Source organism: Prauserella sp. PE36, assembly GCF_003311655.1.
Classification (GTDB): Bacteria; Actinomycetota; Actinomycetes; order Mycobacteriales; family Pseudonocardiaceae; genus Prauserella_A; species Prauserella_A endophytica.
On sequence record NZ_QEQT01000084.1, the window covers coordinates 21753 to 45642 of the forward strand.

The 23890-nt window shown below is 71.4% G+C and carries 28 protein-coding genes; 10 read left to right on the forward strand and 18 right to left on the reverse strand.

The window, feature by feature from the left end:
- Positions 1 to 58: 58 nt before the first annotated feature.
- Genes DI005_RS23855 through DI005_RS23895 form a run of 9 tightly spaced genes read right to left on the reverse strand, consistent with a single transcriptional unit; the run spans position 59 to position 7631 of the window.
- Positions 59 to 847, reverse strand: a complete 789-nt coding sequence (locus DI005_RS23855) for a PIG-L family deacetylase (RefSeq protein WP_112272446.1) — start codon at positions 845 to 847, stop codon at positions 59 to 61.
- A 48-nt stretch (positions 848 to 895) separates the two neighbouring features.
- On the reverse strand, positions 896 to 1228 hold the full coding sequence (locus tag DI005_RS23860; protein ID WP_112272443.1) for a DUF3140 domain-containing protein: 333 nt from the start codon (positions 1226 to 1228) through the stop codon (positions 896 to 898).
- A gap of 15 nt (positions 1229 to 1243) precedes the next feature.
- Positions 1244 to 2089, reverse strand: a complete 846-nt coding sequence (locus DI005_RS23865) for an SDR family oxidoreductase (RefSeq protein WP_112272441.1) — start codon at positions 2087 to 2089, stop codon at positions 1244 to 1246.
- Between the two features lie 28 nt (positions 2090 to 2117).
- Positions 2118 to 4202, reverse strand: a complete 2085-nt coding sequence (locus DI005_RS23870; RefSeq protein WP_113643602.1) for a xanthine dehydrogenase family protein molybdopterin-binding subunit — start codon at positions 4200 to 4202, stop codon at positions 2118 to 2120.
- Positions 4199 to 5191 (reverse strand): xanthine dehydrogenase family protein subunit M, encoded by a 993-nt coding sequence (locus tag DI005_RS23875; RefSeq protein ID WP_113643603.1) that lies wholly within the window; start codon positions 5189 to 5191, stop codon positions 4199 to 4201. Before DI005_RS23875 ends, DI005_RS23870 begins: the two co-directional genes overlap by 4 nt.
- Complete coding sequence (locus tag DI005_RS23880) at positions 5188 to 5718, reverse strand: 2Fe-2S iron-sulfur cluster-binding protein (RefSeq protein WP_113643604.1); 531 nt, start codon at positions 5716 to 5718, stop codon at positions 5188 to 5190. The genes DI005_RS23875 and DI005_RS23880 overlap by 4 nt, the downstream gene beginning before the upstream one ends.
- Before the next feature lies 1 nt (position 5719).
- Complete coding sequence (locus DI005_RS23885) at positions 5720 to 6235, reverse strand: LLM class flavin-dependent oxidoreductase (protein WP_113643605.1); 516 nt, start codon at positions 6233 to 6235, stop codon at positions 5720 to 5722.
- 39 nt (positions 6236 to 6274) lie between these two features.
- Positions 6275 to 7066, reverse strand: a complete 792-nt coding sequence (locus DI005_RS23890) for a SigB/SigF/SigG family RNA polymerase sigma factor (RefSeq protein ID WP_112272431.1) — start codon at positions 7064 to 7066, stop codon at positions 6275 to 6277.
- Positions 7067 to 7094: 28 nt separating this feature from the next.
- Positions 7095 to 7631: a hypothetical protein gene (locus DI005_RS23895; RefSeq protein WP_112273184.1), complete on the reverse strand. Its 537-nt coding sequence runs from the start codon at positions 7629 to 7631 to the stop codon at positions 7095 to 7097.
- A 211-nt stretch (positions 7632 to 7842) separates the two neighbouring features.
- Here DI005_RS23895 and DI005_RS23900 point away from each other — a divergent pair, with 211 nt between their 5' ends.
- A complete protein-coding gene (locus tag DI005_RS23900; protein WP_112272429.1) occupies positions 7843 to 8226 on the forward strand; it encodes an STAS domain-containing protein in 384 nt (127 codons plus the stop codon).
- Between the two features lie 10 nt (positions 8227 to 8236).
- Here DI005_RS23900 and DI005_RS23905 read toward each other — a convergent pair whose 3' ends face one another.
- Positions 8237 to 9100 carry a LysR family transcriptional regulator gene (locus DI005_RS23905; protein WP_113643606.1) on the reverse strand — a complete coding sequence of 288 codons (864 nt, stop codon included), beginning with the start codon at positions 9098 to 9100 and terminating at the stop codon, positions 8237 to 8239.
- Positions 9101 to 9214: 114 nt separating this feature from the next.
- Here DI005_RS23905 and DI005_RS23910 point away from each other — a divergent pair, with 114 nt between their 5' ends.
- Entirely contained in the window at positions 9215 to 10111 is an 897-nt protein-coding gene (locus DI005_RS23910) for a DMT family transporter (protein ID WP_112272425.1), read from the forward strand.
- 193 nt (positions 10112 to 10304) lie between these two features.
- Here DI005_RS23910 and DI005_RS23915 read toward each other — a convergent pair whose 3' ends face one another.
- Positions 10305 to 10844 carry a CGNR zinc finger domain-containing protein gene (locus tag DI005_RS23915; protein ID WP_113643607.1) on the reverse strand — a complete coding sequence of 180 codons (540 nt, stop codon included), beginning with the start codon at positions 10842 to 10844 and terminating at the stop codon, positions 10305 to 10307.
- Between the two features lie 55 nt (positions 10845 to 10899).
- On the opposite strand from DI005_RS23915, the gene DI005_RS23920 reads away from it, so the two are divergent.
- The gene (locus DI005_RS23920) at positions 10900 to 11727 is read left to right on the forward strand and encodes an alpha/beta fold hydrolase (RefSeq protein WP_113643608.1); all 828 of its coding nucleotides are present in this window, start codon (positions 10900 to 10902) and stop codon (positions 11725 to 11727) included.
- Here the strand turns inward: DI005_RS23920 and DI005_RS23925 are convergent.
- On the reverse strand, positions 11713 to 12318 hold the full coding sequence (locus DI005_RS23925) for a CYTH domain-containing protein (RefSeq protein WP_113643609.1): 606 nt from the start codon (positions 12316 to 12318) through the stop codon (positions 11713 to 11715). The two genes, DI005_RS23920 and DI005_RS23925, sit on opposite strands and share 15 nt — an antisense overlap.
- A gap of 54 nt (positions 12319 to 12372) precedes the next feature.
- Between DI005_RS23925 and DI005_RS23930 the strand changes: the two genes are divergently transcribed.
- From DI005_RS23930 to DI005_RS23940, 3 genes are read left to right on the forward strand one after another with little or no spacing between them, the layout of a single operon-like run.
- The gene (locus DI005_RS23930) at positions 12373 to 13128 is read left to right on the forward strand and encodes a class I SAM-dependent methyltransferase (RefSeq protein ID WP_112272417.1); all 756 of its coding nucleotides are present in this window, start codon (positions 12373 to 12375) and stop codon (positions 13126 to 13128) included.
- A gap of 42 nt (positions 13129 to 13170) precedes the next feature.
- Complete coding sequence (locus DI005_RS23935; RefSeq protein WP_112272415.1) at positions 13171 to 13779, forward strand: helix-turn-helix domain-containing protein; 609 nt, start codon at positions 13171 to 13173, stop codon at positions 13777 to 13779.
- The gene (locus DI005_RS23940) at positions 13776 to 14183 is read left to right on the forward strand and encodes a VOC family protein (RefSeq protein ID WP_112272413.1); all 408 of its coding nucleotides are present in this window, start codon (positions 13776 to 13778) and stop codon (positions 14181 to 14183) included. The genes DI005_RS23935 and DI005_RS23940 overlap by 4 nt, the downstream gene beginning before the upstream one ends.
- Before the next feature lie 113 nt (positions 14184 to 14296).
- Here DI005_RS23940 and DI005_RS23945 read toward each other — a convergent pair whose 3' ends face one another.
- The gene (locus tag DI005_RS23945; RefSeq protein WP_113643610.1) at positions 14297 to 14686 is read right to left on the reverse strand and encodes a DUF2237 family protein; all 390 of its coding nucleotides are present in this window, start codon (positions 14684 to 14686) and stop codon (positions 14297 to 14299) included.
- 70 nt (positions 14687 to 14756) lie between these two features.
- Positions 14757 to 15359, reverse strand: a complete 603-nt coding sequence (locus DI005_RS23950) for a CoA pyrophosphatase (protein WP_112272409.1) — start codon at positions 15357 to 15359, stop codon at positions 14757 to 14759.
- 414 nt (positions 15360 to 15773) lie between these two features.
- On the opposite strand from DI005_RS23950, the gene DI005_RS23955 reads away from it, so the two are divergent.
- Positions 15774 to 16055 (forward strand): hypothetical protein, encoded by a 282-nt coding sequence (locus DI005_RS23955; protein ID WP_113643611.1) that lies wholly within the window; start codon positions 15774 to 15776, stop codon positions 16053 to 16055.
- Between the two features lie 4 nt (positions 16056 to 16059).
- Here the strand turns inward: DI005_RS23955 and DI005_RS23960 are convergent, their stop codons facing one another.
- Positions 16060 to 17490 carry an MFS transporter gene (locus tag DI005_RS23960; protein ID WP_113643612.1) on the reverse strand — a complete coding sequence of 477 codons (1431 nt, stop codon included), beginning with the start codon at positions 17488 to 17490 and terminating at the stop codon, positions 16060 to 16062.
- An 89-nt stretch (positions 17491 to 17579) separates the two neighbouring features.
- Positions 17580 to 18965: a hypothetical protein gene (locus tag DI005_RS23965; RefSeq protein ID WP_113643613.1), complete on the reverse strand. Its 1386-nt coding sequence runs from the start codon at positions 18963 to 18965 to the stop codon at positions 17580 to 17582.
- 244 nt (positions 18966 to 19209) lie between these two features.
- Between DI005_RS23965 and DI005_RS23970 the strand changes: the two genes are divergently transcribed.
- From DI005_RS23970 to DI005_RS23980, 3 genes are read left to right on the forward strand one after another with little or no spacing between them, the layout of a single operon-like run.
- On the forward strand, positions 19210 to 20256 hold the full coding sequence (locus tag DI005_RS23970) for a nucleotidyltransferase family protein (RefSeq protein ID WP_113643614.1): 1047 nt from the start codon (positions 19210 to 19212) through the stop codon (positions 20254 to 20256).
- 40 nt (positions 20257 to 20296) lie between these two features.
- The gene (locus tag DI005_RS23975) at positions 20297 to 21301 is read left to right on the forward strand and encodes a 3-oxoacyl-ACP synthase III family protein (RefSeq protein ID WP_113643615.1); all 1005 of its coding nucleotides are present in this window, start codon (positions 20297 to 20299) and stop codon (positions 21299 to 21301) included.
- 23 nt (positions 21302 to 21324) lie between these two features.
- The gene (locus DI005_RS23980) at positions 21325 to 22464 is read left to right on the forward strand and encodes an acyl-CoA dehydrogenase family protein (protein ID WP_233520294.1); all 1140 of its coding nucleotides are present in this window, start codon (positions 21325 to 21327) and stop codon (positions 22462 to 22464) included.
- A 26-nt stretch (positions 22465 to 22490) separates the two neighbouring features.
- Here the strand turns inward: DI005_RS23980 and DI005_RS23985 are convergent, their stop codons facing one another.
- Together DI005_RS23985 and DI005_RS23990 are read right to left on the reverse strand one after the other, a co-directional pair.
- Complete coding sequence (locus DI005_RS23985) at positions 22491 to 23234, reverse strand: SDR family NAD(P)-dependent oxidoreductase (RefSeq protein WP_112272395.1); 744 nt, start codon at positions 23232 to 23234, stop codon at positions 22491 to 22493.
- 19 nt (positions 23235 to 23253) lie between these two features.
- Positions 23254 to 23880, reverse strand: coding sequence for a NeuD/PglB/VioB family sugar acetyltransferase (locus DI005_RS23990; protein WP_158303176.1), 627 nt, complete (start codon positions 23878 to 23880; stop codon positions 23254 to 23256).
- Positions 23881 to 23890 lie beyond the last annotated feature (10 nt).

Sequence of the window (23890 nt, forward strand, 5' to 3'; positions counted from 1 at the left end):
AGCGGGATCGCGCGCTCGGCGGACATGGCGGCGGCGTGCAGCATGGGATCGTCGGTGGTCACAGCCCCGCGAGGAGGTCGGTCTCGGTGATGCCGGGGCCCTGTCCTTCGCGGATGAACCACTCGGTGCCAAAGGCGTAGGCGAACGCCTCGTCGGGCATGGCGAGGAAGAACGACTGCTCGCTGATCTGGCTCGCGTGCGCGCGCATGGCGTGCCGCTTGTGCTCGAGGTAGGGGGTGACGTCCACGGCGGCGGTGATGACCGACTCCGGTTTGCCGAAGTTCTCGTCCGGCTCTTGCATGTCGGTCCCGGCGAGCTCGGGAACGTTCGCCAGCGCCTGCCTGCCGCGCAGCATGTGGTCGCGATTGATGGTGCCCTGGTAGACGCGCGGGGTGCCGGCCAGCTCGGCGGCGCGCATGCCGACGCGGTGGACCATGATGTGGTCGGGATGGCCGTAGCCGCCGTTGTCGTCGTAGCAGGTGAGCACGTCGGCGGACTCCTCGCGCAGAATGGCGGCGAGCTTCTGGGCGGCGTCCTCGACGGGGGTCGTCCAGAACGAGCCGGGCGCGTCGTTGGTGGGCGTGCCCATCATCCCGGAGTCGACGTAGCCGAGGAACTCGACGCGCTGGGCTCCGAGGATGCCGGCGGAGGCGTGGGTCTCGGCGACACGGCGTTCCCACAGCGGCTCGCCGTCGGTGAGGAACCCGTCGGGCACCTCGCCGTGCTCACCCCGGGTGGCCACGACGAGCACGACCCGGTGCCCCTCCTCGTGGGCCTTGCGCATGATGCCGCCGCAACCGATGCACTCGTCGTCGGGGTGGGCGTGAAAGGTAACGAGAGTCGCCATGCCGCGAGGCTAATCGCCGTCCCCGCCCGGAGGCGACCCTTGGTGCGGCTAGACCGGCTTGAGCGGGTCGTGGCCCAGTGACATCAGCCTGTGCCTCCAGTGGGCCTGGCCCGCCGTCGGTTCCAGGTCGTCGCGGCGCTGGGCGTGGACCTTGTCGACCACCTTCTGCATCACCTTGCGGTCGTCGGTGTCCAGGTCCGTCTTGCGCTTGCCCAGTATCTCCAGCACCCGCTGGCCCAGGTGCGGGCCCGCATGGTCCGGCAGTTCCTCGTCCACCGGCGACGCCGCCTCCGTGCGCAGCCATTCCGCCAGCTCCCGCGACGTCATGTTGACGACCCGGTGGAACTCGGTCCACAGCTCGTCCGTCCGCTGATCCGCCATGGGTTCCTCCTTCCGTCAGCCCGGCGTGGTCTCGCCACCGAGCGCGGCGATGACCTCGCCGGTGTAGTACGACGACAGCCGCTCGGCCGCCAGGAAGACGAACGACGGCGCCAGCTCGTCCGGGTCGGCCGGGCGCCCGAGCGGGACGTTCCCTCCGAACTTCTCGACGTGCTCCTCCGACATCGTCGACGGGATGAGCGGTGTCCACACCGGACCCGGTGCGACGCAGTTGATCCGGATCCCGCGTGGCGCGAGCGCCTGCGCCATCGCCATCGTCCACGCGTGGATGGCGCCCTTCGTCGCCGAGTAGTCGATGAGCTTCTTGTTGCCGCGCAAGCCGTTCACCGAGCCCGTGTTGACGATCGCGCTGCCCTCCGGCAGGTGCTTCAGCGCCGCCGCGGTGACCCGGAAGTAGCTGTGCATGTTGACGTCGAACGTGTGCGTCCACTGTTCGTCGGTCAGCTCGTCGACCGACTCCAGCTCCCGCTGCGTCGCGACGTTGTTGACGAGCAGGTCGAGCCCGCCCAGCTCCCGCACGGTCTCCTCGACCACGCGGGTGCACTGCCGGGCCTCGGCGAGATCTCCGCGCAGCAGCACACACCGCCTGCCCTGCTCCTCGACGAGCTTCTTCGTGTGCTCGGCGTCGGCGTCCTCGCTCAGGTAGGCGATCGCCACGTCCGCGCCCTCCTTCGCGAAGGCCACGGCCACGGCGCGCCCGATCCCGGAGTCACCGCCGGTGATCAGTGCCCGCCTTCCCTTGAGCAGATCGCGGCCGACGTAGTCGGTCATCTCGTCGCGCGGACGGGGCTCCATCGGCCCCGTCTCGCCCGGCGGCTGCTGGCTCTGTGCTGGCTGGCTCACGAACGAACCCCTCCTCGACTCACTGTGCTCACAGGAACTTGTCGGCAGTGATCGGCAGGTCCCGCACCCGCACACCCGTCGCGTGGTAGGCGGCGTTGGCGATGGCGGCCGCCGTGCCGACGATGCCGATCTCCCCGATCCCCTTGGTGCCCATGGGATTGACGTGCGGATCGTGCTCGTCGAGCCAGTGCGCCTCGACCGACCGCACGTCCGCGCACGTAGCGATGTGGTACTCGGCGAGGTCGTGGTTCACGACGAAGCCGAACCGCTCGTCGGTCACGCTCGCCTCGTGCAGCGCCATCGACAGCCCCATCGTCATCCCGCCGACGAGCTGCGAGCGCGCGGTGCGGGGGTTGACGATCCGCCCGGCCGCGAACACGCCGAGCAGCCGCGGGACCCTGACCTCACCGGTGTCGGTGTTGACCCGGACCTCGGCGAACTGCGCGCCGTAGGCGCTCATGGCGAACCGCTCGGTGTGCGGGTTCTCCGGCTGCGTCGCCGTCCGTTCGTCGCCAGGACTCGGGCCGGCGCCGAACTTCTCGCGGAACGCTCTCGCGGCCTCGACGATCGCCCAGCCCCAGTTCGTGATCCCCGACGACCCGCCCGCCACGGCCGCGGCCGGCAGGCCGGTGTCGCCGATGCGCAGGTCGACGTCCTCGAACGGCACGTCGAGCGCGTCGGCCGCGATCTGGGTCAGGGCCGTCCACGCGCCGGTGCCGATGTCGACCGCACCGATGCGCACCTCGTAGCGCCGGTCCGCGGTGAACCGGACGGTGGCCGTCGAAGACCCTGGCGACTGGTGCACCGGGTAGGCCGAGCTCGCCACGCCCGTGCCGACCCACCAGCCGCCCTCCAGCGTCGAGCGCGCCAGGGCGGGCCGCCCGGCCCAGCCGAAGCGGCGCGCGCCCTCGCGCAGGCAGGCGACGAGGTTGCGGCTGGAGAACGGCAGCCCCGAGGCGGGGTCGGTCTCGGGTTCGTTGCGCACGCGCAGCTCGATCGGGTCCAGGTCGCAGGCCTGTGCCAGCTCGTCCATCGCGACCTCGGGCGCGAACATGCCGGGGCACTCCCCGGGCGCGCGCATCCACGACGGCACCGGCACGTCGAGCGGCGCGAGGCGGTGGCTGGTCCCGCGGTTCGGCGCGGCGTACATTTTCCTGGCCGGCTCGCAGCTCTGCTCGGCGTACTCCTTGATCCGCGAGGTCTGCTCGACGACGTGGTTGCTGAGCGAGACGAGCCTGCCGTGTTCGTCGGCGCCGAGCAGGACCCGCTGGATGGTCGGCGTCCGGTAGCCGACGAACGAGAACATCTGCTGCCGCGTGAGCGCGTACTTCACCGGTCTGCCGGCCATGCGCTTGGCCGCGAGCACGGTGAGCACGATGTTGGCGTGCGGCGTGCCCTTCGAGCCGAACCCGCCGCCCACGTACGGCGCGACCACCCGGATGTCGCTCTCCTCGATGCCGAACGTCGAGGCGACCACCTGCCGCATCGTGTGCACGCCCTGCGTCGAGTCGTAGATCGTGAGCCCCGTCGAGTCCCACGACGCGACCGTCGTGTGCGGCTCCATGGGGTTGTTGTGGTACATCGGCGTGGTGTAGGTCGCGTCGACGGCCCTGGCCGCACCGGCGAACGCGCCGTCCGGATCGCCCTGCCGGGTGTCCGTCTCGCCGCCCGCGTTGACCTCGTCGGGACGATAGAGATCGGAACGGTCGGCCGACAGCGACACGTCGTGGTCCCGCCGCGCGTAGCTCACCCGCACCAGGCCGGCCGCCTGCCTGGCGATCTCGGGTGTCTCGGCCACCACGGCACCGATCAGCTGGCCCCGGAAGTGCACCTCGGGGGACTGGAGGATCTCCAGCTCGGCGTCCTGCCCGGTCTCCAGCCTCGGCGCGTCGAAGGGGGTGAGCACGGCCAGCACGCCATCGAGCCCGACGGCCTCGTCGGTGCGCATGTCCGTGATGTCGCCGCGCGCGATGGTCGCCTGGACGGGATGGAGGTACGCGGGGTTCGGCACGGGATGCTCGTAGGCGTACGGGGCGGTGCCGGTGACCTTCGCGGGCCCGTCCACCCGCTGCCGGTTCGCGCCGATCGACCGTGGTCGCAGCAGTCCCGTCACGGCGCGTCCTCCCCGGCCAGCCCGCGAAGTGCCGACACGATCATGTTGCGGGCGAGCTTGAGCTTGAACCCGTTGTCCGGCAACGGTTCCGCCTCCGCGAGCTCGGCATCGGCCGCGGCCTGGAAGGCGTCCACAGTGGCCGGTCCGCCTCGCATCGCGTGCTCGGCGAGCGTGGCGTGCCACGGCTTGTGGGCCACACCGCCGAGCGCGAGCCGCACGTCGCGGACCCTGCCGTCGGCGACGTCGAGTGCCGCGGCCACCGACACGAGCGCGAAGGCGTACGACGCGCGGTCCCTGGCCTTGCGGTACCGCGAGTTCGCCGCGAACCGCAGCGGGGGCAGGTCGACGGCGGTGATCAGCTCCCCGTGCTCGAGCACGGTGTCCCGTTCGGCGTGGGCGCCGGGAAGGCGGTGCAGCGCGGACGCGCGCACGGTGCGCTCGCCGTCGGCCCTGCGCACCCGCACCACCGCGTCGAGGGCGGTCAGCGCCACGGCCAGGTCGGAGGGGTGCACGGCCACGCAGTGCGGTGAGGCGCCGAGCACGGCGTGGTAACGCGTGTAGCCGTGCAGTGCGGCGCAGCCCTCACCGGGGGTGCGCTTGTTGCACGGCGTGGTGACGTCCTGGAAGTACACGCATCGCGTGCGCTGCAACAGGTTCCCGCCGGTGGTCGCGAGGTTGCGCAGCTGCCCGGACGCGCCCGCGAGCACGGCCTGCGCCAGCACCGGGTACCGCTCGCGCACGAGCGGGTGGGCGGCGAGGTCGCTGTTGCGCACGTTCGTCCCGATCCGCAGGCCGCCGTCCGGCAGCTCCTCGACGCGGTCCAGCGGCAGCCCGGTGACGTCGACCAGCAGCTCCGGCTCGGCGATTCCGAGCTTCATGTGGTCGACGAGGTTGGTGCCGCCGCCGAGGAACGCGGCCCGGGGGTTGCCCGTCACCGTGGCGACGGCGCTGGCCACGTCGTCGGCCCGGCGATAGTCGAAGGGGATCACGGCGCGGGCTCCCCCTTCGCGGCCACCTCGGAGATCGCGGCGACGATGTTGACGTAGGCGCCGCACCGGCACAGGTTGCCGCTCATCCGCTCGCGGATCTCCTCCTCGTTGAGCGCGGGTGCGGTGCGCACGTCGGCGGTGACCGCGCTCGGCCAGCCGGCCCCGGCCTCGTCGAGCAGGCCCGCGGCCGAGCAGATCTGGCCGGGAGTGCAGTAGCCGCACTGGAAGCCGTCGTGGTCGAGGAACGCCTGGTGCAGCGGATGCAGCCGCCCGTCGGTGGCGAGGCCCGCGCTCGTGGTGACCTCCGCGCCGTCGCAGGCGACCGCGAACGTGAGGCACGTGGTCACCCGCCGCCCATCGAGCAGCACCGTGCACGCGCCGCACTGACCGTGGTCGCAGCCCTTCTTGGGCGAGGTGACGCCGAGCCGATCGCGCAGCGCGTCGAGCAGCGTCACGCGGTTGTCGACCGTCAGCGAGCGGCGCACGCCGTCGACGAGCAGGGCGATCTCGGACTCGGTGTCGGCCATGTCAGTCCAGGGGCACGTTCGGGGGCACGTTCTCGTCGTGGCCCGCGCCGATGCCGGGCACGACGGTGCACAGGCCGCGGGCCTTCGTCCCGGCGGGCCTGGCCCCCTCGGGGCTCAGCGCGCTCATGCTGATCGACACGAGCACTTCCTCGCCGTCGTGCAGCGCCCTGATGAGATCCACCGACTCGCTGACCACCGACTGCCGGTCGCGTGGGGGTCGGCGCGCTCCGGCGGTGTCGGGGTCCGGGGTGAACCCACCGTGGCACTGCACGGCGGCCGTCGCCGTGGCCTGCGCGATCACGGCGGGGTGGGCGCGGATCGGCGAACAGGCCGCGGCTGTGGTGACGGGCAGGGAGGTCGGCTGAGAGTGGGCTCCGATCACCGACCGGACGAACGGCCGGTGGCTCTCGGAGATCCACCGGCGCTCGAGCCCCGCCTGTTCGGCCTGCCTCGCCCGGTCCACGAGCTCGTGCGGCCGGAACTCGTCGCAGGCCGAGGCGTAGCCGATGCTCACCATGCTCTCGCTAGTACCCTCCGTGCCGGACGGCCAAACGGGCTATTCCGTGAGCCTGGCCCGCAGAAACGCGAGCGTGCGCGCCAGGAGCCGGGAGACGTGCATCTGCGAGATGCCGACGCGCTCGGCGATCTGGGTCTGGGTCATGTTGCCGTAGAAGCGCAGGATCAGAACGCGCCGCTCGCGCTCGGGCAGCTGCGCCAGCAGCGGTTGCAGGGACTCGTGGTACTCCACGTGCTCCAGCTCGGCGTCGTCCTCGCCGACCGTCTCCGCCAGTGGCAGGGTGCCGTCCTCGTTGTGTGCCGCGTCCATCGACACCGACTGGTAGGCGTTGCCCGCGAGCAGTCCCTCCCAGACGTCCTCGGGGTCGAGATCCAGCTCGGCGGCGAGCTCGCTCGGCGTCGGCGCCCTGCCGAGCCGCTGGGCGAGCCTGCCGCTGGTCTGGCTGAGCGCGAGGTGCAGTTCCTTCAGCCTGCGTGGCACGCGCACGGCCCAGCTCGCGTCGCGGAAGTGCCTGCGCACCTCGCCCATGATCGTCGGCACGGCGAACGCGACGAACTCCGTGCCCCGGCTCGTGTCGAACCGGTCGATCGCGTTGAGCAGCCCGAGCCTGGCCACCTGTAGGAGGTCGTCGCGGGACTCGCCGCGGCCGGAGAACCGGCGAGCGATGTGCTCGGCCAGCGGAAGGCACCGGGTGATGACCTCCTCGCGCAAGGCAGTGTGCCGAGGATCCTCCCTCGGGAGCGCGGCGAGCTCCGTCAGAAGGGGCGCCACGTCCTCGTAACCGCGTCCTTGCTCCGGCACCTCCGGCTGAGGCTGCTGCTCGGACGTCACGGGAACGGCTACCCCGCTCCGCTGCGGGTCACACACCGCCACGGCTTGTGGCGTCCAATGCGGTCAGCGTGCTGTGAACTTCCTGCACGACGTCGGGATGTCCCAGCGGCAGCGGCGGTCCGATCCGGTCGCGGTCGCCCTCGAAGGTGCGCGCGACGACGGTGACCGTGATCCCGGCGCCCTCGAGTTCACTCCTCCGTGTGGACATTCGGTCTTCGCCGTCGTGGAGGCTGTGGGATTCCGGGTCGACGAGGAGTACGGATCGCACCGTGCCGGTGTGCCGCGCGGCCATGTCGAGGCCATCGAAGGCGTTCGGCCCGCTCACCACGATGTCGACCGGCGAGCCGAGCGCGTCGGGATCCGCCATCAGCTCCTCGGCTTCGGTGAGCCCTCCCGCAACGGGCAGCCGGCACCAGCAGACGTGCCGGTCACCCGCGATCTCGTTCCACGTGGGCGGGATCTCCTCGTGTTTGGCCTCTCCCAACGGGTCCAGGACGAGCACGACGGGTGCGCCGCTCTCGCCCGCCCACACCAGGGCGGGCCCCTCCGCACGCGGTTCGGACATCGTCAGCTCCTTCACTCGCTTCGTGGCGACCGCCGGTTACCCGGACCGCGGCGAGCGCAAAACAGTCCATAATGGACGATTCACGAACGGTGACCGGTCTTGCGTGCCGACGCGCGGTGCGCGTACGGTCGCAGGAGGTGGTTGAGCTGTAGCAACCCGTGTCCCAGCCGGCTCTCCGCGAGACCGCGAGCAACCGGAAGGCGGCGACCCAGTGGATGACGTCAGGACCATCGACATCAGAGTCGAGCCCGGCCGGGCCGGGCTCGTGGTGACGCACGTCGCGGGCGAGGTCGACATCATCGCCGTGCCCGCGTTGCGCGACTGTGTCGACGAGCAGTTGGGGGTGGCGCGCTCCCTGGTGCTCGACCTGACCGAGACCAGTTTCTTCGGCGCGGCGGGGTTGTCGCTGCTGGTGCGGCTGTCGACCGCGGCGGGGCGGCGCGCGCTCCCGTGGGCGTTGACGGGACGCCAGCCGGTGCTGCGTCCGCTGTCCGTGACGGGGCTCGACCGCTCGCTGCCGGTCTACCCCGATCTGGGCGAGGCGATCGCCGCCGTCAGCGAGGCGGGCATCGCGGCGGGCGCCCGCGTCCACTGAATCGATCTAGTCACCGAGTTCGGCGGCGGGCCGACGCGACCAGCGCGGTGGTCGCGGGCTGCCAGGGCTGGTGCTGCGGTCCGGTCAGCACCAGGCGGCGGCCGACCGTCTCCCGCAGCGGCACGAGCACGAGCTCACGGCCGAGCAACGCGGAGACCAGCCCCGGCGCCACCGACACGCCAACGCCGTGCGTCACCATCGCCAGCAGCGTCCCCAGCTCGCGCACGTGGTGGGTCGCCCTGAGCGGAGTGCCCGCCGCGCGGAAGAGCCGCCGGACGTGCGGCTCGCAGCCGCCCGCCGAGAGCAGCAGCGGGTCGTCGGCGAGGTCGGCCACCGAGATCGCGGCCTCGCCGGCGAGCGGGTGATCCCGGCGCACCACAGCGTGGAAGACGTCCTCGCCGACCACGGTTCCGGTGTCGCGCTCCGGGTCCACCAGCACGGCGGCGTCGGCCGTGCCGTTGCCCAGCCATTCGGCCACCTCGTCGTCCTCGCCCTCGAACAGCTGCACCGAGATGTGCGGGAGCTCGGCGGCCCAGTGCTCCAGCAACGCGCGCAGCAGCCCCTGGCACACACTCGGCGGCGCGGCGAGGCGAACAGTGCCCTTCGCCGACCCCGTGTGCTCGGCGGCGAGCGTGGTGATCGCGGTCGCCGCCGAGAGCGCCGCCCTCGCGTGCACGAGGATGTCCTCTCCGAACGCCGTCGGCCTCGGCCTGCGGTCACGGGACAGCACCGGGAGGCCGACGGCCTTCTCGAGCGCCGCCACCGCGTGCGAGACCGCGGACTGGCTGACCCCCAGCGCGCCCGCCGCCGCACCGAAGCCACCCTCATCGGCCACCGCGACGAACGCGCGTAGCTGCGCCAGGTTCAGGCTCATGAGCAACTCTCATAGTCATGGCGGAACAACTTGTTGGACTCATTATCGCCCCGCGGGCAAGGTCGTGACCGGAAATCGCCGGACCCGTGGCCGGTGAGAGGGGAAGGTGGGGACATGATCCGTTGGCTGCCGGGCTTCGTGCTGGTCTCGGCCATGTGGGGCGCGAGCTTCTCGCTGATCAAGATCGCGGTGGACGCGGGCGTCGCGCCGCTTTGGGTGGCGTTCTGGCGGTGCCTGTTCGGCGCCCTCACCCTGCTCGTGCTGTGCGCCGTGCTGCGCACACCGCTGCCGAGGGACCCCCGGACCTGGGGCCACGCCGCCGTGGTCGCAGCGCTGCTCAACGCGGTGCCGTTCACGCTCGTCGCGTACGGTCAGACGCACGTCAGCTCGGTGCTCGCCGGGGTGATCAACGCGACGACTCCGCTGACGACGCTGCTGTTCGCGCTCGCCCTGGTGTCATCGGAGCGGCCCACGCCCGCGCGGGTCGCCGGCCTGCTCACCGGGTTCGCCGGGGTGCTCGTGCTGCTGGGCGTGTGGCAGGGCGCGAGCGGCGGGGTGCTCGCGGGCAGCCTCGCGTGCGTGGCGGCCACAACGTGCTACGGCGCCGGTTTCGCCTACACCAGAAGGTTCTTCTCGCAGCGGCACGAGTCGGCGACGGTGCTGTCGGCGACCCAGATCGGTGCCGCCACGGCGCAGCTGCTGCTCGTCACGCCCCTCGCCGAGGGCGCGCCGGTGTGGCCGGGTGCGGGTCCCGCGCTCGCGCTCGTGGTGCTCGGCGCGGGGGCGACGGGCGTCGCCTACGTGCTCAATCTCAGGGTGATCCGCACGGCGGGGCCCACGGTCGCCTCGACCGTCACCTACGTGACCCCGCTGTGGTCGACGGCGATCGGCGTGGCCCTGCTCGGCGAGGGTATCGGCTGGAACACCCTCGGCGGTGCCGTGCTGGTGCTGATCGGCGTATTCCTGGCGAGGTCGTCCCCGGCGAAGCCACGGGAACCCAGCCACGTGTGACCCGCTGCCGGCCCGCAGTGAAGGCCACCATGCCTGCGTTCAACGCAGCGAAGGCCACCATGCCTGCGTTCAACGCAGTGAAGGCCACCATGCCTGCGCCCACCCGTCGCCCACCACCGCCCAATCGGAGACGCTGACGCGCCGCTGTGTTTGACCAACGCAGTGAAGGTGGCCTTCACTGCGGCTGGGTGGCTCAGGGGCGCGCGTGCCGTGAGCGGTAGGTCCGCATCTTGTGCCGGGCACCGCAGAGGTCCATGCTGCACCACACGCTGTTGCGGCCGGGGGAGCGGTCGTAGAACACGTAGCGGCAGTCCGGGTTGCGGCACACCTTCAGCCGCTCCAGCTCGCCCAGCAGCCCCGCCGTGAACAGAATTCCCAGCAGCGATGCGACATAGCCCTCGACGCCGCCCGGTTTCTTCGGCGGCACCTCGGGTTCACCGGAGTCCGACCACCGGACACCGGCCACAGTGGACTCGGCGAAGCGGTTCAGCGCCGCGGCGCTCGCGGCCGGATCGGCGCGGGCGAGGTGGTCGCGCACGGTCTCCCTGAACGCGAGGAGCAGCTCGTGCTCCTCGCGGTTCGGCTCCCCGAGTTCCAGCCCGTGCTCACGCAGCCAGACCGCGGTGCTGGCGGGGGTGATCAGTGCGTCCTCCGTGCGGAGCAGGCGCGCCGAGTTGCAGAGGTTCTCGAGCGCGCCCAGCTCCCCCGGCGCACCGGAGCGTGCGTGGACCATGCCGGTGATGTTACCGTCATAGCGGCTGAGGCGGTAACCGACCCAAGGGGGAGCCATGGCCGGATGGGAACTGCCGGAGCGGCACGAGACACCGGGCGGCACGGTGCGCTGGGCGCGGTTCGGCGAGGGGCCGCCGGTGGTGCTGCTGCACGGCACGCCGTTCTCGTCCTACGTCTGGCGCGACGTCGGCCGCGCGCTCGCCGCGCACCACGAGGTCTACGTGTGGGACATGCTGGGCTACGGGCGCTCCGACATGCGCGCGGGTCAGGACGTCTCGCTGCGCGCGCAGGCGGAGATCTTCGCCGCCCTGCTGGAACACTGGGACCTCGGCGAGCCGTCCGTGGTCGCGCACGACTTCGGCGGTGCCGTGTCACTGCGGGCGCGGCTGCTGCACGGCGCCGCCTACGCCCGGCTCGCGCTCGTCGACGTGGTGGCGCTGGCCCCGTGGGGCTCGCCGTTCTTCCGGCTCGTCGCCGGGAACGCGCCGGTCTTCGAGCGGTTGCCGCCCAACCTGCACCGGGCGCTCGTGCGCGAGTACGTGGGCACGGCCAGCGGCCCCGGCCTGCACCCCGCGACGCTGGACGCGCTGGTCGAGCCGTGGCTCGGCGAGGAAGGGCAAGCGGCGTTCTACCGGCAGATCGCGCAGGCCGACCAGCGCTACACCGACGAGATCGAACCGCGTCTTGGCGAGCTGGACCTGCCCGTGCTCGTGTGCTGGGGCACGGCCGACTCGTGGCTGCCCCTCGAACGCGGCAAGGATCTGGCCTCCCGGATCCCCGGCGCACGGCTCACCCTGCTCGACGGCGCGGGGCACCTCGCGCAGGAGGACGCGCCCGCGCGGCTCACCGGTGCCCTGACGGAGTTCCTGTCAGCCGGGCGGTAGCCGGTCGCCCAGCACGCGGCGCAGCTTCGACGGCCACCGCGACGGGCGCACGCCCACCTTCGTCAGCGCCTCGGTGACCAGCCCGAGCAGGCTCTCCTCGGCGGAGTCGGCCAGCTCGACCTCCAGCTCCCGCCAGCTGTCCAGGCCCGTGCCCGTGCCCGCGGCCTCCGCCGTCACGTGGTCGTCCACGAGGGTCGCGAGTGGACGGTCGTCGGCGTCGAGGAGCGAGTAGGAGTACCGCGTGGTGGTGATGCGCGCGACCGGCACGAGCGTCTCGTCGCCGAGCCGGTCGCGCACGCGCTCGGCCAGCGACGGCGGCACCGCGCCCGCCGGGCCGCCGAGCGGCTCGGCCACCTCCTCGCGGTGCCCGTCCGGGCGCGGAAGCTTGAGGTGCCAGCCCGCGTCGCTTCCGCCGGTGCGCCTGCGCAGGGTGACGCCGGAGCCGAGCAGGCGGTAGTCCCGCGCGTCGTAGTAGGTCGCCTCGAGCACCGACTTCACGGGATCGCCCTGCCTGGCCACCGGGCCCACACCGTCGAGGCGCGGCACCGGCAGGTCCAGGTCCAGTTCGAACTTGGCCTCTCGTTCGATCATGCTCGCCTCTCCTCGCTGTGCTCGGCCATGCCCCCGACGTTACTGTCTGCTGGCATGGATCGCCTGGAGCACGTACCGCCGGAAGCCATCAGCCGCACGCTGCCGCTCCTGAAGGAGGCGCCGGCCGTGCCCGACACCACTCGCGGGTACCTCGACCTGCTCGGTCCGGTGGACCGCGAGCCGCCGGGCCCGATCCAGGCGGCGTGGGAGTCAACCGCGGGCGCCGCGGTCTACGACACCGCGCAACGGCTCACCCGCAAGGTCTTCCTCTCGCTGCGCCCACCCATGTCGGTGCTGCGGGTGCCCGACGGCGGGCTCACCCTCGACGTCGGCTCCGGCCCTGGTGACATCACGGCGGAACTGGGCCGTGCCGTGGGGCCGCGTGGATTGGCCCTCGGTGTGGACATCTCGGAGTCCATGCTGGAGCGCGCGGTGCGTGACCACGGTGCGCCGAACGTCGGGTTCCTGCGCGCCGACGCGACGCGGCTGCCGTTCCACGACGGCACGTTCGCCGCGGTCACGTGCCTGGCCGTGCTGCAGCTGATCCCTCGCCCGCTCGACGTCGTGGCCGAGCTGGTCAGGGTGCTCACGCCGGGCGGCAGGCTCGCGATCATGGTGCCGAGCCCGCGCGGCAGGCTGACCACGCGTATCGGCAAGCTCATCACCGACTCGCCCGCAGGCCTCGTGCTGCTGGGCGCCGAGGAACTGGCCGAGAGTCTCCATGCCGCGGGAGCAGGCACCGTGCACACGCGACAGGCCGCCCTGGTGCTTCACGCGCTGGCGGCCAAACGAGAGGGAGCCGACAACTGAGCGTGTCTTGACAAGACTTATTGTCGGTGACACGGTGGGCGCATGTACGAAGTCGCGGTGATCGACGATCCGGGTGCGGCCGAGGTCTCCCTCGACCCGGTGCGGGCCCGGCTGCTCGCCGAGCTGGCCGAGCCCGGCTCCGCAAGCTCACTGGCGCAGCGGATCGGCCTGCCCCGGCAGAAGGTGAACTACCACCTGCGCACGCTGGAGCGGCACGGGCTCGTGGAGCTGGTCGAGGAACGCCGCAAGGGCAACGTCAACGAGCGGGTGCTGCGGGCGACGGCGTCGTCGTACGTGATCTCGCCGAACGTCCTCGGTGACGTGCAGCCGGACCCCGACGACTCGCCGGACCGCCTTTCGGCCCGCTGGCTGCTGGCGCTCGCGTCGCGCATGGTGCGCGAGATGGGCGAGCTGATCACCGGCGCCAGGCAGGCGCGCAAGCGCTTGGCCACCTTCGCCGTCGACGGCAAGGTGCGCTTCGCCTCCGCCGCCGAGCGGGCCGCGTTCGCCGACGAGCTCGCCACCGCCGTCGCGGGCCTCGTGTCGAAGTACCACGACGAGGCCGCGCCCGGCGGGCGCGACCACCGCATCGTGGTCGCCGTGCATCCGTACCCGAACCCGGACAAGGCCCCTGGGAAGGAACCGTCGTGAAGATCAGCCTCACCAGCGTGCTCGTCGACGACCAGGACAAGGCCCTGGCCTTCTACACCGGCGTGCTGGGCTTCGTGAAGAAGAACGAGTTCCCCGCCGGCGGGGCGAAGTGGCTCACCGTGATCTCGCCCGACGGCCCCGACGACGTCGAACTGCTCCTCGAACCGGACGCCAACCCCGCCGTGGTGATCGATGGCAGGCCCGCCGCGCAGGTGTACAAGCAGGCCCTCTACGACGCGGGCATCCCGTGGACCACGTTCACGGTCGACGACGTGCACGAGGAGTACGAGCGCCTGTCCGCACTCGGGGTGCGGTTCCAGGGCGAGCCGACGCTGACGGGCGAGGTGAACAGCGCCGTCTTCGACGACACGTGCGGCAACCTCATCATGATCGTGTCCGCCTGACTTCGCCCTGGAGAGGGGCCTGCGTGGCGTGGCGGTGCGGGCGCGCGGCCATTCCCGTGAGCACGACGAGGCCGCGGGCGCGGCAGATACGGCGACCCCGGGCGCCGGCTCCGTCACAACAGCCCGCTGGGGTCGGCCGGTACGTCGACGGCGTGCTCCTGCAGCGCGTCGAGGGGGATCACCTCGATCGCCCGCTCATGTGTGGAGGCCAGCACGACGGGTGGCGCGTGCCCCTCGTGGTAGGACTCGAGCCACCGCGCGGCGCACACACACCAGCGGTCGCCTGGGGTGAGCCCCCGGAAGCCGTATTCGGGGCGGGGAGTGACGAGGTCGTTGCCCGTCGCCTTCTGGTGCGCGAGGAACTCCGCCGAGACGACCGCGCAGACGGTGTGGTTGCCCAGGTCGTCGGGCCCGGTGTTGCAACACCCGTCGCGGTAGAAACCGGTGAGCGGGTCGGTGCCGCAGGGCTCCAGGTTCCCGCCGAGCACGTTCCGATCGGTCATGGCCCCAGCCTCGCAGATGCGCCGCCAGGGCGGCAGTGCTTTGGCCTGGCCCGGTGACGTCCTCCCGGCGTCAGCGCCAGGCGAACACCGGCTGTTCGAAGCCGCCGACGCGGGTGGGCCGCCCGTGTAGCACGACTTCCCGGAACTGGTGGAGCACGGCGCCGGTCGGGGCGTGCAGGAGCGTGTCGAGCACGGGCAGCTGGATCACGGGGCGCTCGGACTCGGGGATGCGGACGAACCGGGGTTCCACGTCGAGGTCGGCCAGCGGCAGGAAGACGAGCCTGGCGACCTCGGCCGGGTTGGGCCGTACCGGCGGCTCGGAGCCCGCCCACACGACGACGGGCGCGATCACGTAGCCGGAGCGCGTCACGTAGTCGTCGAGCCTGCCGAGCACCCGGTCCCGGCCCAGTTCGACGCCCAGCTCCTCGTGCAGCTCGCGCAGCGCGGCGGCCTCCGCGTCCTCGCCGTCGTCGAGCCTGCCGCCCGGCAGTGCCCACTGCCCGGCGTGTGCGCGCAGGGTGGGCACACGCCTGGTGATCCAGATGCCCTGCGTGCCGTCCCGCTCAACGAGGGTGATGGCGACGGCGGCCGCCCGCTTGCCGTTCCGGGGCTCGGTGACGGCTGGAAACGCCGCGAGGGCTCCTTCGACGTCGGTGCGGGCAACCTGCGGCATCCGGCCATCGTACGGGCATACGCGGCCCGGCGACCGTCCCGGCCGCGAGTCCCCCGCTCCGGACGCCGAGTCCCCCGCTCCCGACGCCGAGTTGCGCGTTCCCGGCGGCCGTGCGAGCGGGGGACTCGCGGTCGGGTGGCCGAGCCGGGTAGCGCAGGCGGGATGCGTCCTGCCTCGGTGATTCGCACCGGGACGCGCTGACCCAGCAGGCCCGGCGGCTCGCAGCATGGCCATCGCGCGGGCGGAGAGCGATCCTGAGTCCGTCGGTCTCACTCACCAAGATTCGTCGCTTGGCTCGAGAGGCCAACAAGGGTTGCGCGAAAAGCAAAGTCGTAGTTTCATACAACAAAACGCGGTCCGGTGTGGCTCTCCTCTGGAAGACCGCCCGCGCCGTGACGCCGGACGAGGAGGTCGATGCCGATGCTGGGACGGGACTTCGCGCCGGGTGTGGTCTACACCGAGGACGGCCTGCGCTGGCACAAGGTCCTGACCAGAGGGCCGCTCATCACGCAGGGGGTGGACGCGCCGATCGTCCGGCTCACGGTCGAGGGCGAGGACGGCGCGGTGTCCCGCTGCCGCGTCAAGGCATGGGCCGACTACGCGACGGCGGCGACGCCTTCGGCACAGCGGTCCGGGGCCGAGTTCGCCGGCGACATCGCGGCCCTCGCGAGAACCCCGGCCCGGCTGGTGCGCTGACGCCTCAGCCATGACGGTCCGCTTCGGAGAGGTCGGCGGCCGAGACGTGCCTGCGCCGCAGCAGGACCAGCACCACGAGCGCCGCCGACGCCGCCAGCAGGGCAACGCCCCACAGCGCCACGGTGTAGCCGCCCGGTGTGAGGCCGGAGCGCAGCGCCGCCAGGGAGGACAGCACCGCGAGCCACAGGCCGCTGCCCACCTGAAGGGTCGTGTTGATCAGCCCGGAGGCCAGCCCGGCGTCGGACTCGGGTAGCCGCGTCGTCGCGAGCATGAACAGCGTGAGGATCGCGCAGCTGCAGCCGAGGAACATCGTGCACAGCGCGGGCAGCACCTCGCTGAGGTAGTCGCTGCCCGGCCCCACCCTCGCCAGCAGTGTCACGCCGAGGGCCACCAAGGCGAGCGCGACCACGAGCACGACCCTCGGGTCGTGGCGCGGCAGCAGACGCGGGGCGAGCAGGGAACCGAGCGCGACCGTCGCGGCGGCGGGCAGCAGTGCGAACGCGGTCGTCAGCGGGCTGTAGTCCAGCGCCTCCTGCAGGTGGATGGTGAGCAGGTAGAACACGGTCGCCGGCGCACCCGCGACGAGGAACATGGTCGCGTTGGCGGCGGTCAGCGTCCGCGACCGGAAGACGTCCAGGCGCACGAGCGGTGCGCGCCGGATCCGCTGGATCAGCACGAAGGCCGCCAGCGACAGGATCGCGGCGGCACAGGCGCCGAGGGTGACCGGGTCGTCCCACCCGTGCTGCCGCCCACGCAGCACGGTGTAGACCAGTGCGAGCATGCCCGCGGTGACCGTGACGGCGCCACCGAGATCGAAGCCGCCGACCCCCGGGACCCGCGACTCCGGGACGATCCGCGAGGAGACGAGCAGGATGGTCGCCCCGACGATCCCGTTGAGCAGGAAGATGAACGGCCAGGACACCGTCGCGGTGAGGACGCCGCCGAGCAGCAGGCCGACGCCGCTCGAGCCCGCGTTCACCGCGCTCCACACCGCGAGCGCCTTGCGCCGCTCGGGCCCGTCGGAGAACGTCGTGGTGAGTATCGACAGCGCGGCCGGGGCCAGCAGCGCGGCGCCGAGCCCCTGCAGCGCGCGGAAGGCGAGCAACCCGGTCTGCGTCGTGGAGAGACCGCACAGCGCCGAGGCCGCCGAGAACAACGCCAGCCCCGTCACGAAAACCCGCTTGCGCCCGAACAGGTCGGCGCTGCGGCCGCCGAGCAGCAGGAAACCGCCCAGTGGCAGTGTGTAGGCGTTGACGACCCAGGTGAGGCTGTCGTCCTCGAACCGCAGGTCGTGCTGGATCGCCGGCAGCGTGACGATCATGAACATCGCGTTGACGAGCACGACGAACTGCACCAGGCACATGACCAGCAGTACCGCCGATCGGCGCTGGGTGCGGTCGGGTCTCGGAACCGGCGCGTTCGGCGCCGTCGTCATGGGGCTCTCCGTCGTGGTCGCACGGCGGAGAGCCCCGGTCGATGGCGTGGTGCGGGCAACGCAGCGTCCCTCTTCACGAGTTCGATCGGCTAACGCTGGATGAAGGTCCCGAGAGTGCTCGTGACATTGTGCGCGACCGACAGCAGTGATCGCACGGTGGTGAGATAGGTCTTGACCTCGTCGCCGGTGACCCTGCTGTCGCGACTCGTGGGGTTCTTCAGCTCCACCGACCGCTGCCGCAGCAGTTCCACCTGCGAGAACTGGTGGCCGAACTGGGCGGCCACCGCGTCGCCCGTCAGGTGGTCGTTCGCGCCGACCGCGGGGCGCAGTCCCTGGTGCGCCAGCAGACCCGACGCGACGAGCTGGGCCGCGTGCGACAGCAGCAGGAACGCGGACGGCGGTGAGGTGTCGAGCAACTGCTCGGCGGCGTCGAGGTGTCGGCCCGCGAGGTCCATGAACGGACGGCTGTTCGCGGCGGGGCCGCTCACGAGGTCGAGCTGCCCTGAGTCGATCATCTTGGCGAGTGCCGCGCGGCCGTCCGGCCACGGCATCCCGGTCGCCGGACGCTGCCGCGGCCGGACGGGAGCAACCTCGACCACGGGCTGGCCGCGCCGCTGCCGGGGGATCTGGAGGTAGTCCAGCCTTGCCTCGAGTGGCCGGGTCGCGACGTGCACGTGGCACTTGAGCCGGGTCTGCGTGCGCCGTGCGGCCACGTCGATCGCGTCGTGGTCCTCGGGCTGGCCGGGGGCGATCGCGAGCAGGATCTCGAGGCTTTCCGCCGGGGCGCCGGGTATTCCCGCGAACCGCTCCGCCCACGTGCCGCCGAGCACGATCCTGGCTACGCCGGGGATCCGGCCGAACTCCTCGCCGACGATCTGGGGCACCCCGTAGGTCGCCTTGATGAGCTCGGTCAGCGGGGCGATCATCGGGTTGTCGTCCGCGGCGCGCATGAGCCGGATCGTGCCGTCGACGCGGTTGGTGAGGATGCCCGCGACCTCCAGCATCCGGCTCTCCTTGTCCACCGAGGCGAGCGAGCCGCCCGCGTGCTCCGCGAGCTCGGAGAGGCTGAACGAGCGGTGGGGGTTGAGCAGCGTCGCGGCCAGAATGCCTGCCTGCACACGTGAACGGAACACCGGCAGCAGCGCGGGAGTGCCCTGGGCGCGGCGCGTCGGCCCAGGCTTGACGGGAGCGTTGCTCGTCACGACGGCGTGTCCGAGCCTGGCCCGCCTCCGGGACGCGGCGGCCGCGGCGTCGAGCCGGTCCTGGGGGATGTGCAGGACCACCGAAAGCCACTGTCGCGAGCCGTGCCGGGGAATCTGGTGCCCGCGCTCCCAGCGAGCGACCAGGTCGCGCGTCACCGTCGGCTTGCCTGCCACCGTCGCCAGTTCGCGGGCGAGCGTGTACTGGCTGAGCTGACGGTGCCTGCGGGCAGACCGGATGAGCTGTGAGATGGGTTCGTCGGACACGTGTTCCATGGTCGTGATCCGCTCCTTCGGGGTTCGGGACAACTCGACGCTAGCCGTTTCCCGAGCCGCCGTCTGTCCGTTTCGCGACCGGTTGAAGACGGTTTCGCGAACCTGTGGATTGTGGCCCCCTGGATTCTTCGCGAATGTCAAGCCGCCGTTGGCCTGAAGTCGTCCCCTGGCCGCTCCAGTCGATCGATCGCGACGCTGGGTGACGTGGCGGTCTGCCGATGTTTCCAGGGTGGAGGAGAGAGACATGCCATTTGCCGACCTGCTGATCCGCAGGGAAGCGTCGATCAGATCAGCGCTTTCCACAATTGACAAGCAGCGTGCCCGGCAGGCATTCGTCGTGGATGGCAGGGGCCAGCTCGTAGGCTCCATCGACGAGGCGGACATCCGCCGCGCCCTGCTCGAGGGCGCCGGGCTCGGGGCACCCGCCTACCCGCTCATTCACAAGTCGGTCGTGACCACGAAACCCAGCACTGGCAGGGCGGAAGTGCTCGACCTGATGCGCGCGCTGCGGCTGTCGGAGATCCCGGTCATCGACGAGCAGGGGCGCGTTGTCGGCGTGCACCGCGAGCGCGAGCTGGTCGGAACCACGCGGCTGAAGAACTGGGCCGTCATCATGGCGGGGGGCCGCGGAACGCGCCTGGCGCCGCTCACCGACAACATTCCGAAGCCGATGCTTCCGGTGGCCGGAAGGCCCATTCTGGAAAGGCTGGTTTTGCATCTCGTTGGCTCCGGAATAAACCGAGTTTTCATCTCCGTGAACTACCTAGGGAAGATGATCGAGGAGCATTTCGGTGACGGAACGCAGTTCGGCTGTGAGATCGAGTACCTGCGCGAGGATCCGGAACTGCCACTCGGAACCGGCGGTTCTCTGCGGCTGCTCGACGACCTCGGTTACGAACCGACCGATCCGTTTCTGGTGATGAACGGTGACCTCGTCACCGAGTTCTCGGTCACCGACCTGCTCGACGCGCATGTGGACAGTGACGCCGTCGCCACCATCGCGGCCACCGAGTACCAGCACCAGGTTCCGTTCGGAGTGCTGGAGTCCTCGGCGGGCAGGCTGCTGCGGATGGTGGAGAAGCCGCTTTCGTCGTGGGCGGTCAACGCCGGGATCTACGTGCTGGAGCCGAAACTGATCACCCGCATCCCACGCGGCAAGCTCTTCCCGATCACCGCGCTGTTCGACGACTGCCTCGCCTCCGGCTGGTCCGTCGGCCTGTGGCCCATGCACGAGCCCTGGCAGGACGTCGGACGGCCGAACGAGCTCGCCCACGCCCGTGGCCAGCTGTGAAACACCCAAGCGCACACCGACGAAGGGAACACGATCACCGATGAACACCGCCATCCTGGGCACCGGTTCATACCTACCGGATGGGGTACTCACCAGCGCGGAGCTCGGGGAACGGCTCGGAGTGGGTGAGGAGTGGGTGCTCCGCAAGACCGGGATCCGCCAGCGGCGCGTTGCCGCGGCGCACGAGGCGACCTCCGATCTGGGCAGCCACGCCGCCGAACGGGCGCTGGAGGCAGCGGGCATTCCCGCCGCCGACGTCGACCTGATCGTGCTCGCGACGTCCACGAAGGACCAGCCGATGCCGGCCACCGCGTGTCAGGTGCAGGCCAATATCGGCGCGCACCACGCGGCCGCGTTCGACATCGACGCGGTGTGCACCGGGTTCGTCTACGGGCTCGTGACGGCCAACGCGATGCTGACCGCCGATCCCGAGCGGCGGGTGGCCGTGGTGATCGGCGCCGACCTCTACTCGCGGTTCCTCGACTACGACGACCGGCGCACGTCGTGCCTGCTCGGTGACGGCGCCGGTGCGGTGGTGCTGGCCAAGAGCGGCGAGCACCAGGGGATCATCACGAGCACGATCGGCTCCGACGGCAGGCTCGCCCACCTGGTGCAGATTCCCGGCGGCGGCAGCAGGAGACCGCCGAGCTTCGAGACCGTGGCGGGCGGGGAGCACTACTTCACGATGATCGGCCGCGAGGTGCGCAACCTCGCCGCCGAGGTGCTGCCCGAGGCGGTCGCCGAGCTGCTCAAGTCCGCGGACCTCACGCTCGAGGACGTCGAGCTGCTCGTTCCGCACCAGGCCAACGGCGTGATGCTCGCCGAGTGGGCGGAGTCGCTGCGGCTCGCGCCCGGGCAGCTGCACCTGACCGTCGACAGGTACGGCAACACCGGCGCGGCCTCGGTGCCGATCACGCTGGACGACGCCGTGCGCGCGGGGCGGCTCTCGCCCGGCGACATCGCGCTGCTGCTGGCGTTCGGCGGCGGCATGACCTGGGGTGGCACGGCGATCCGCTGGCTGCCCGGGTCCCGGGCACGAGCGTGACGAAGGAAATGGGGAGAAGGACCGTGGCTGAAGGCCTGGCGGCAGACGAGTACGCGGCACTGTGGAAGGACGTCACCACGGCGATCTGGGATCGCCTCGATCCGCTCGAGCAGCAGATCGAGAACGAGGAGCGGATCCCCTACGAGACGGTGCTGCCCGTGCTGCGGGAGATCGGTGCCTTCGGCCTGCTGGTGCCGAGATCCTACGGCGGCAGCGGTCTCTCGATCGCGCAGTACCTGCCGATCATCGGCGAGTTCGCCAAGATCCAGGGCGGCATCAGGGTGATCGTCCACGTGCACAACTCCTTCGCCCACGCCCTGTCCGAGATCGGCGACGAGGAACAGCGCCGGGCGATCCTGCCCGGCGCTGCGACGGGACAGCGTTCCGTGGCGTTCGCGCTGACCGAACCGGACCACGGCACCGGTGCCGACCTCGGCACCACGGCAAAGGCCGACGGCTCGGGATACGTGCTCAACGGGCGGAAGTGGCTCATCACCAACTCCGACCTGGCGAGCCATTTCCTCGTGTTCGCCAAGACGGACCCCGCTGCCGTCTCGGCGCTGCTCGTGGAACGAGACGCGCCGGGGCTGACCATCGAGCCCCTGCCGGAGACCATGGGCTGCAAGGGCGGCCAGCACGGCCTGCTGACGTTCGACAACGTGCCGGTGCCGCGCTCGGCGCTGGTCGGCGCCGAGGGCGAGGGCCAGGAGCACCTCGAACGGGCGCTGGAGATCAGCAGGGTCTTCATCGCGGCGAGCTCGCTCGGGACGGCGGAGCGGGCGCTGGACCTCTCGGTGGCGCACGCGGAGTCGCGCGTCACCTTCGGCAAGCCGATCGCCCACCGGCAGGCGGTGCAGCGGTACCTGGCCGAGATGGCGATCGACGTGTACGCGCTGCGCGGCATGCTCGCCGACGCGGCGGCGAAGTGGGACGCGGGTGAGCGCATCCCCGCGGAGTCGTCGATGGTCAAACAGTTCGGGCTGGAGGCCGTCGGCAGGGTCACCGACCGCGCGCTGCTGGTGCACGGCGGTATCGGGTACACGCGCAAGCTGCCGGTGGAGCGACTGTACCGCGACGCGCGGCTCAACTGGCTCGAGGAGGGCCCGCCGACCATCCAGTACATGGTGACCGCGCGGGAACTGCTCCACGGACACCGGCCGTAGCTCCTCGGGTTCGCGGCGGCTACCCCCTACGGAAGGGAGTAGCCGCCGTCGACCACGAGTGCGTGCCCGGTCGTCCACCTCGCCTCGTCACCCGCGAGGTAGACGACGGCGCCCACGAGGTCCTCAGCCGTGCCGAACCCGCCGGGATGCCGCGTGGCGAGTACGTCCAGTGCGCCTTCTCGAAGGCCGTTGGTCAGCGTCGAGGGAAACGCGGCCGGGCACACGCAGTTGACCCGGATGTCCTCCTTGACGTACTCGAGTGCGGCGACCCTGGTGAAGTGGATGACGGCGGCCTTCGCCGCGCTGTAGGGCGCGCAGTAAGGCCACGCCGTGAGCCCGGCGACCGACGCGGTGTTGACGATGGAAAGCCTGCCGTGCCCGCGCATGGCCCGCACGCCCGCGCGCACGCCGTGGAACGTCCCGGTCAGGTTCACCGCGACGCAGTCGTCGAAGTCCTTTGTCGACAGATTGTGCACGCGCGCGTTGGGCGAGACGTTGCCCGCGTTGTTGACGAGGACGTCCAGGGTGCCGAACCGCTCGACGGCATCGGCGACGACGTCGTCGAACGCGTCCCCGTCCGTGACGTCCAGCGCGGCCACCACCGTCTCGATGCCGAGCTCCTTGGCGACGGCGGCCAGCCCGTCCTCGCGCAGGTCGGCGAGCACGAGCGCGCGCACCCCCTCGTCGGCGAACGCCCGTGCGATGGCGGACCCGAGCGTGCCCGCGGCACCGGTCACGAACGCCGTCTTGCCGAGCAACCGTTGGCTCATCGGTGTCTCCTCAGTCTCGTCACCGGGTGGGCAGCGGGCGGGCGGGGACCCCGGCCACGCACGTGTCCGGTGGGACGTCGCGGGTCACGACGGCGCCGGCGCCCACCACGGAGCGGTCACCGACCTTCGCGTCGTTCATGACGATCGAGCCCATGCCGAGCATCACCTCGTCGCCGATCGTCGCGCGGGCGCCCACGGTGGCGCTCGTCGCCAGCGTGACGTAGTCGCCGACGTGGGAGTCGTGCCCGATGATGGAGCTGACGTTCACGAGCGCGTGCCTGCCCACGGTGGCGCCGTAGAGCACATGGGTGCCCTCCAGCAGCAGCGCGCCCGGCCCCACGGTCGCGCCGCGGCCGACGCGGGCCAGCGGATGGACGAGGCTCGCCGCCGTGGCGCCGAGGCCGTCGGCCTTCTCCCCGACCTTGCGGCGCAGGTCCGGCGCACCGACGCCGAGGACGTAGTCCGCGTCGAGCCTGCCCAGCAGGTCGTCGTCGCCGAGCACGGGCAGGTCGGCCGAGGCCTTGTCGGTGTCCCGGTCGAGCACGCCGACCAGCGTGTAGGTGTCGGTGTCTTGGTTGATGTCCTCGACGAGCCCGGCGATCTGCCGCGCGAGCTCACCGGCTCCCAGTATCACGAGTTGACGCACGACCACGAGC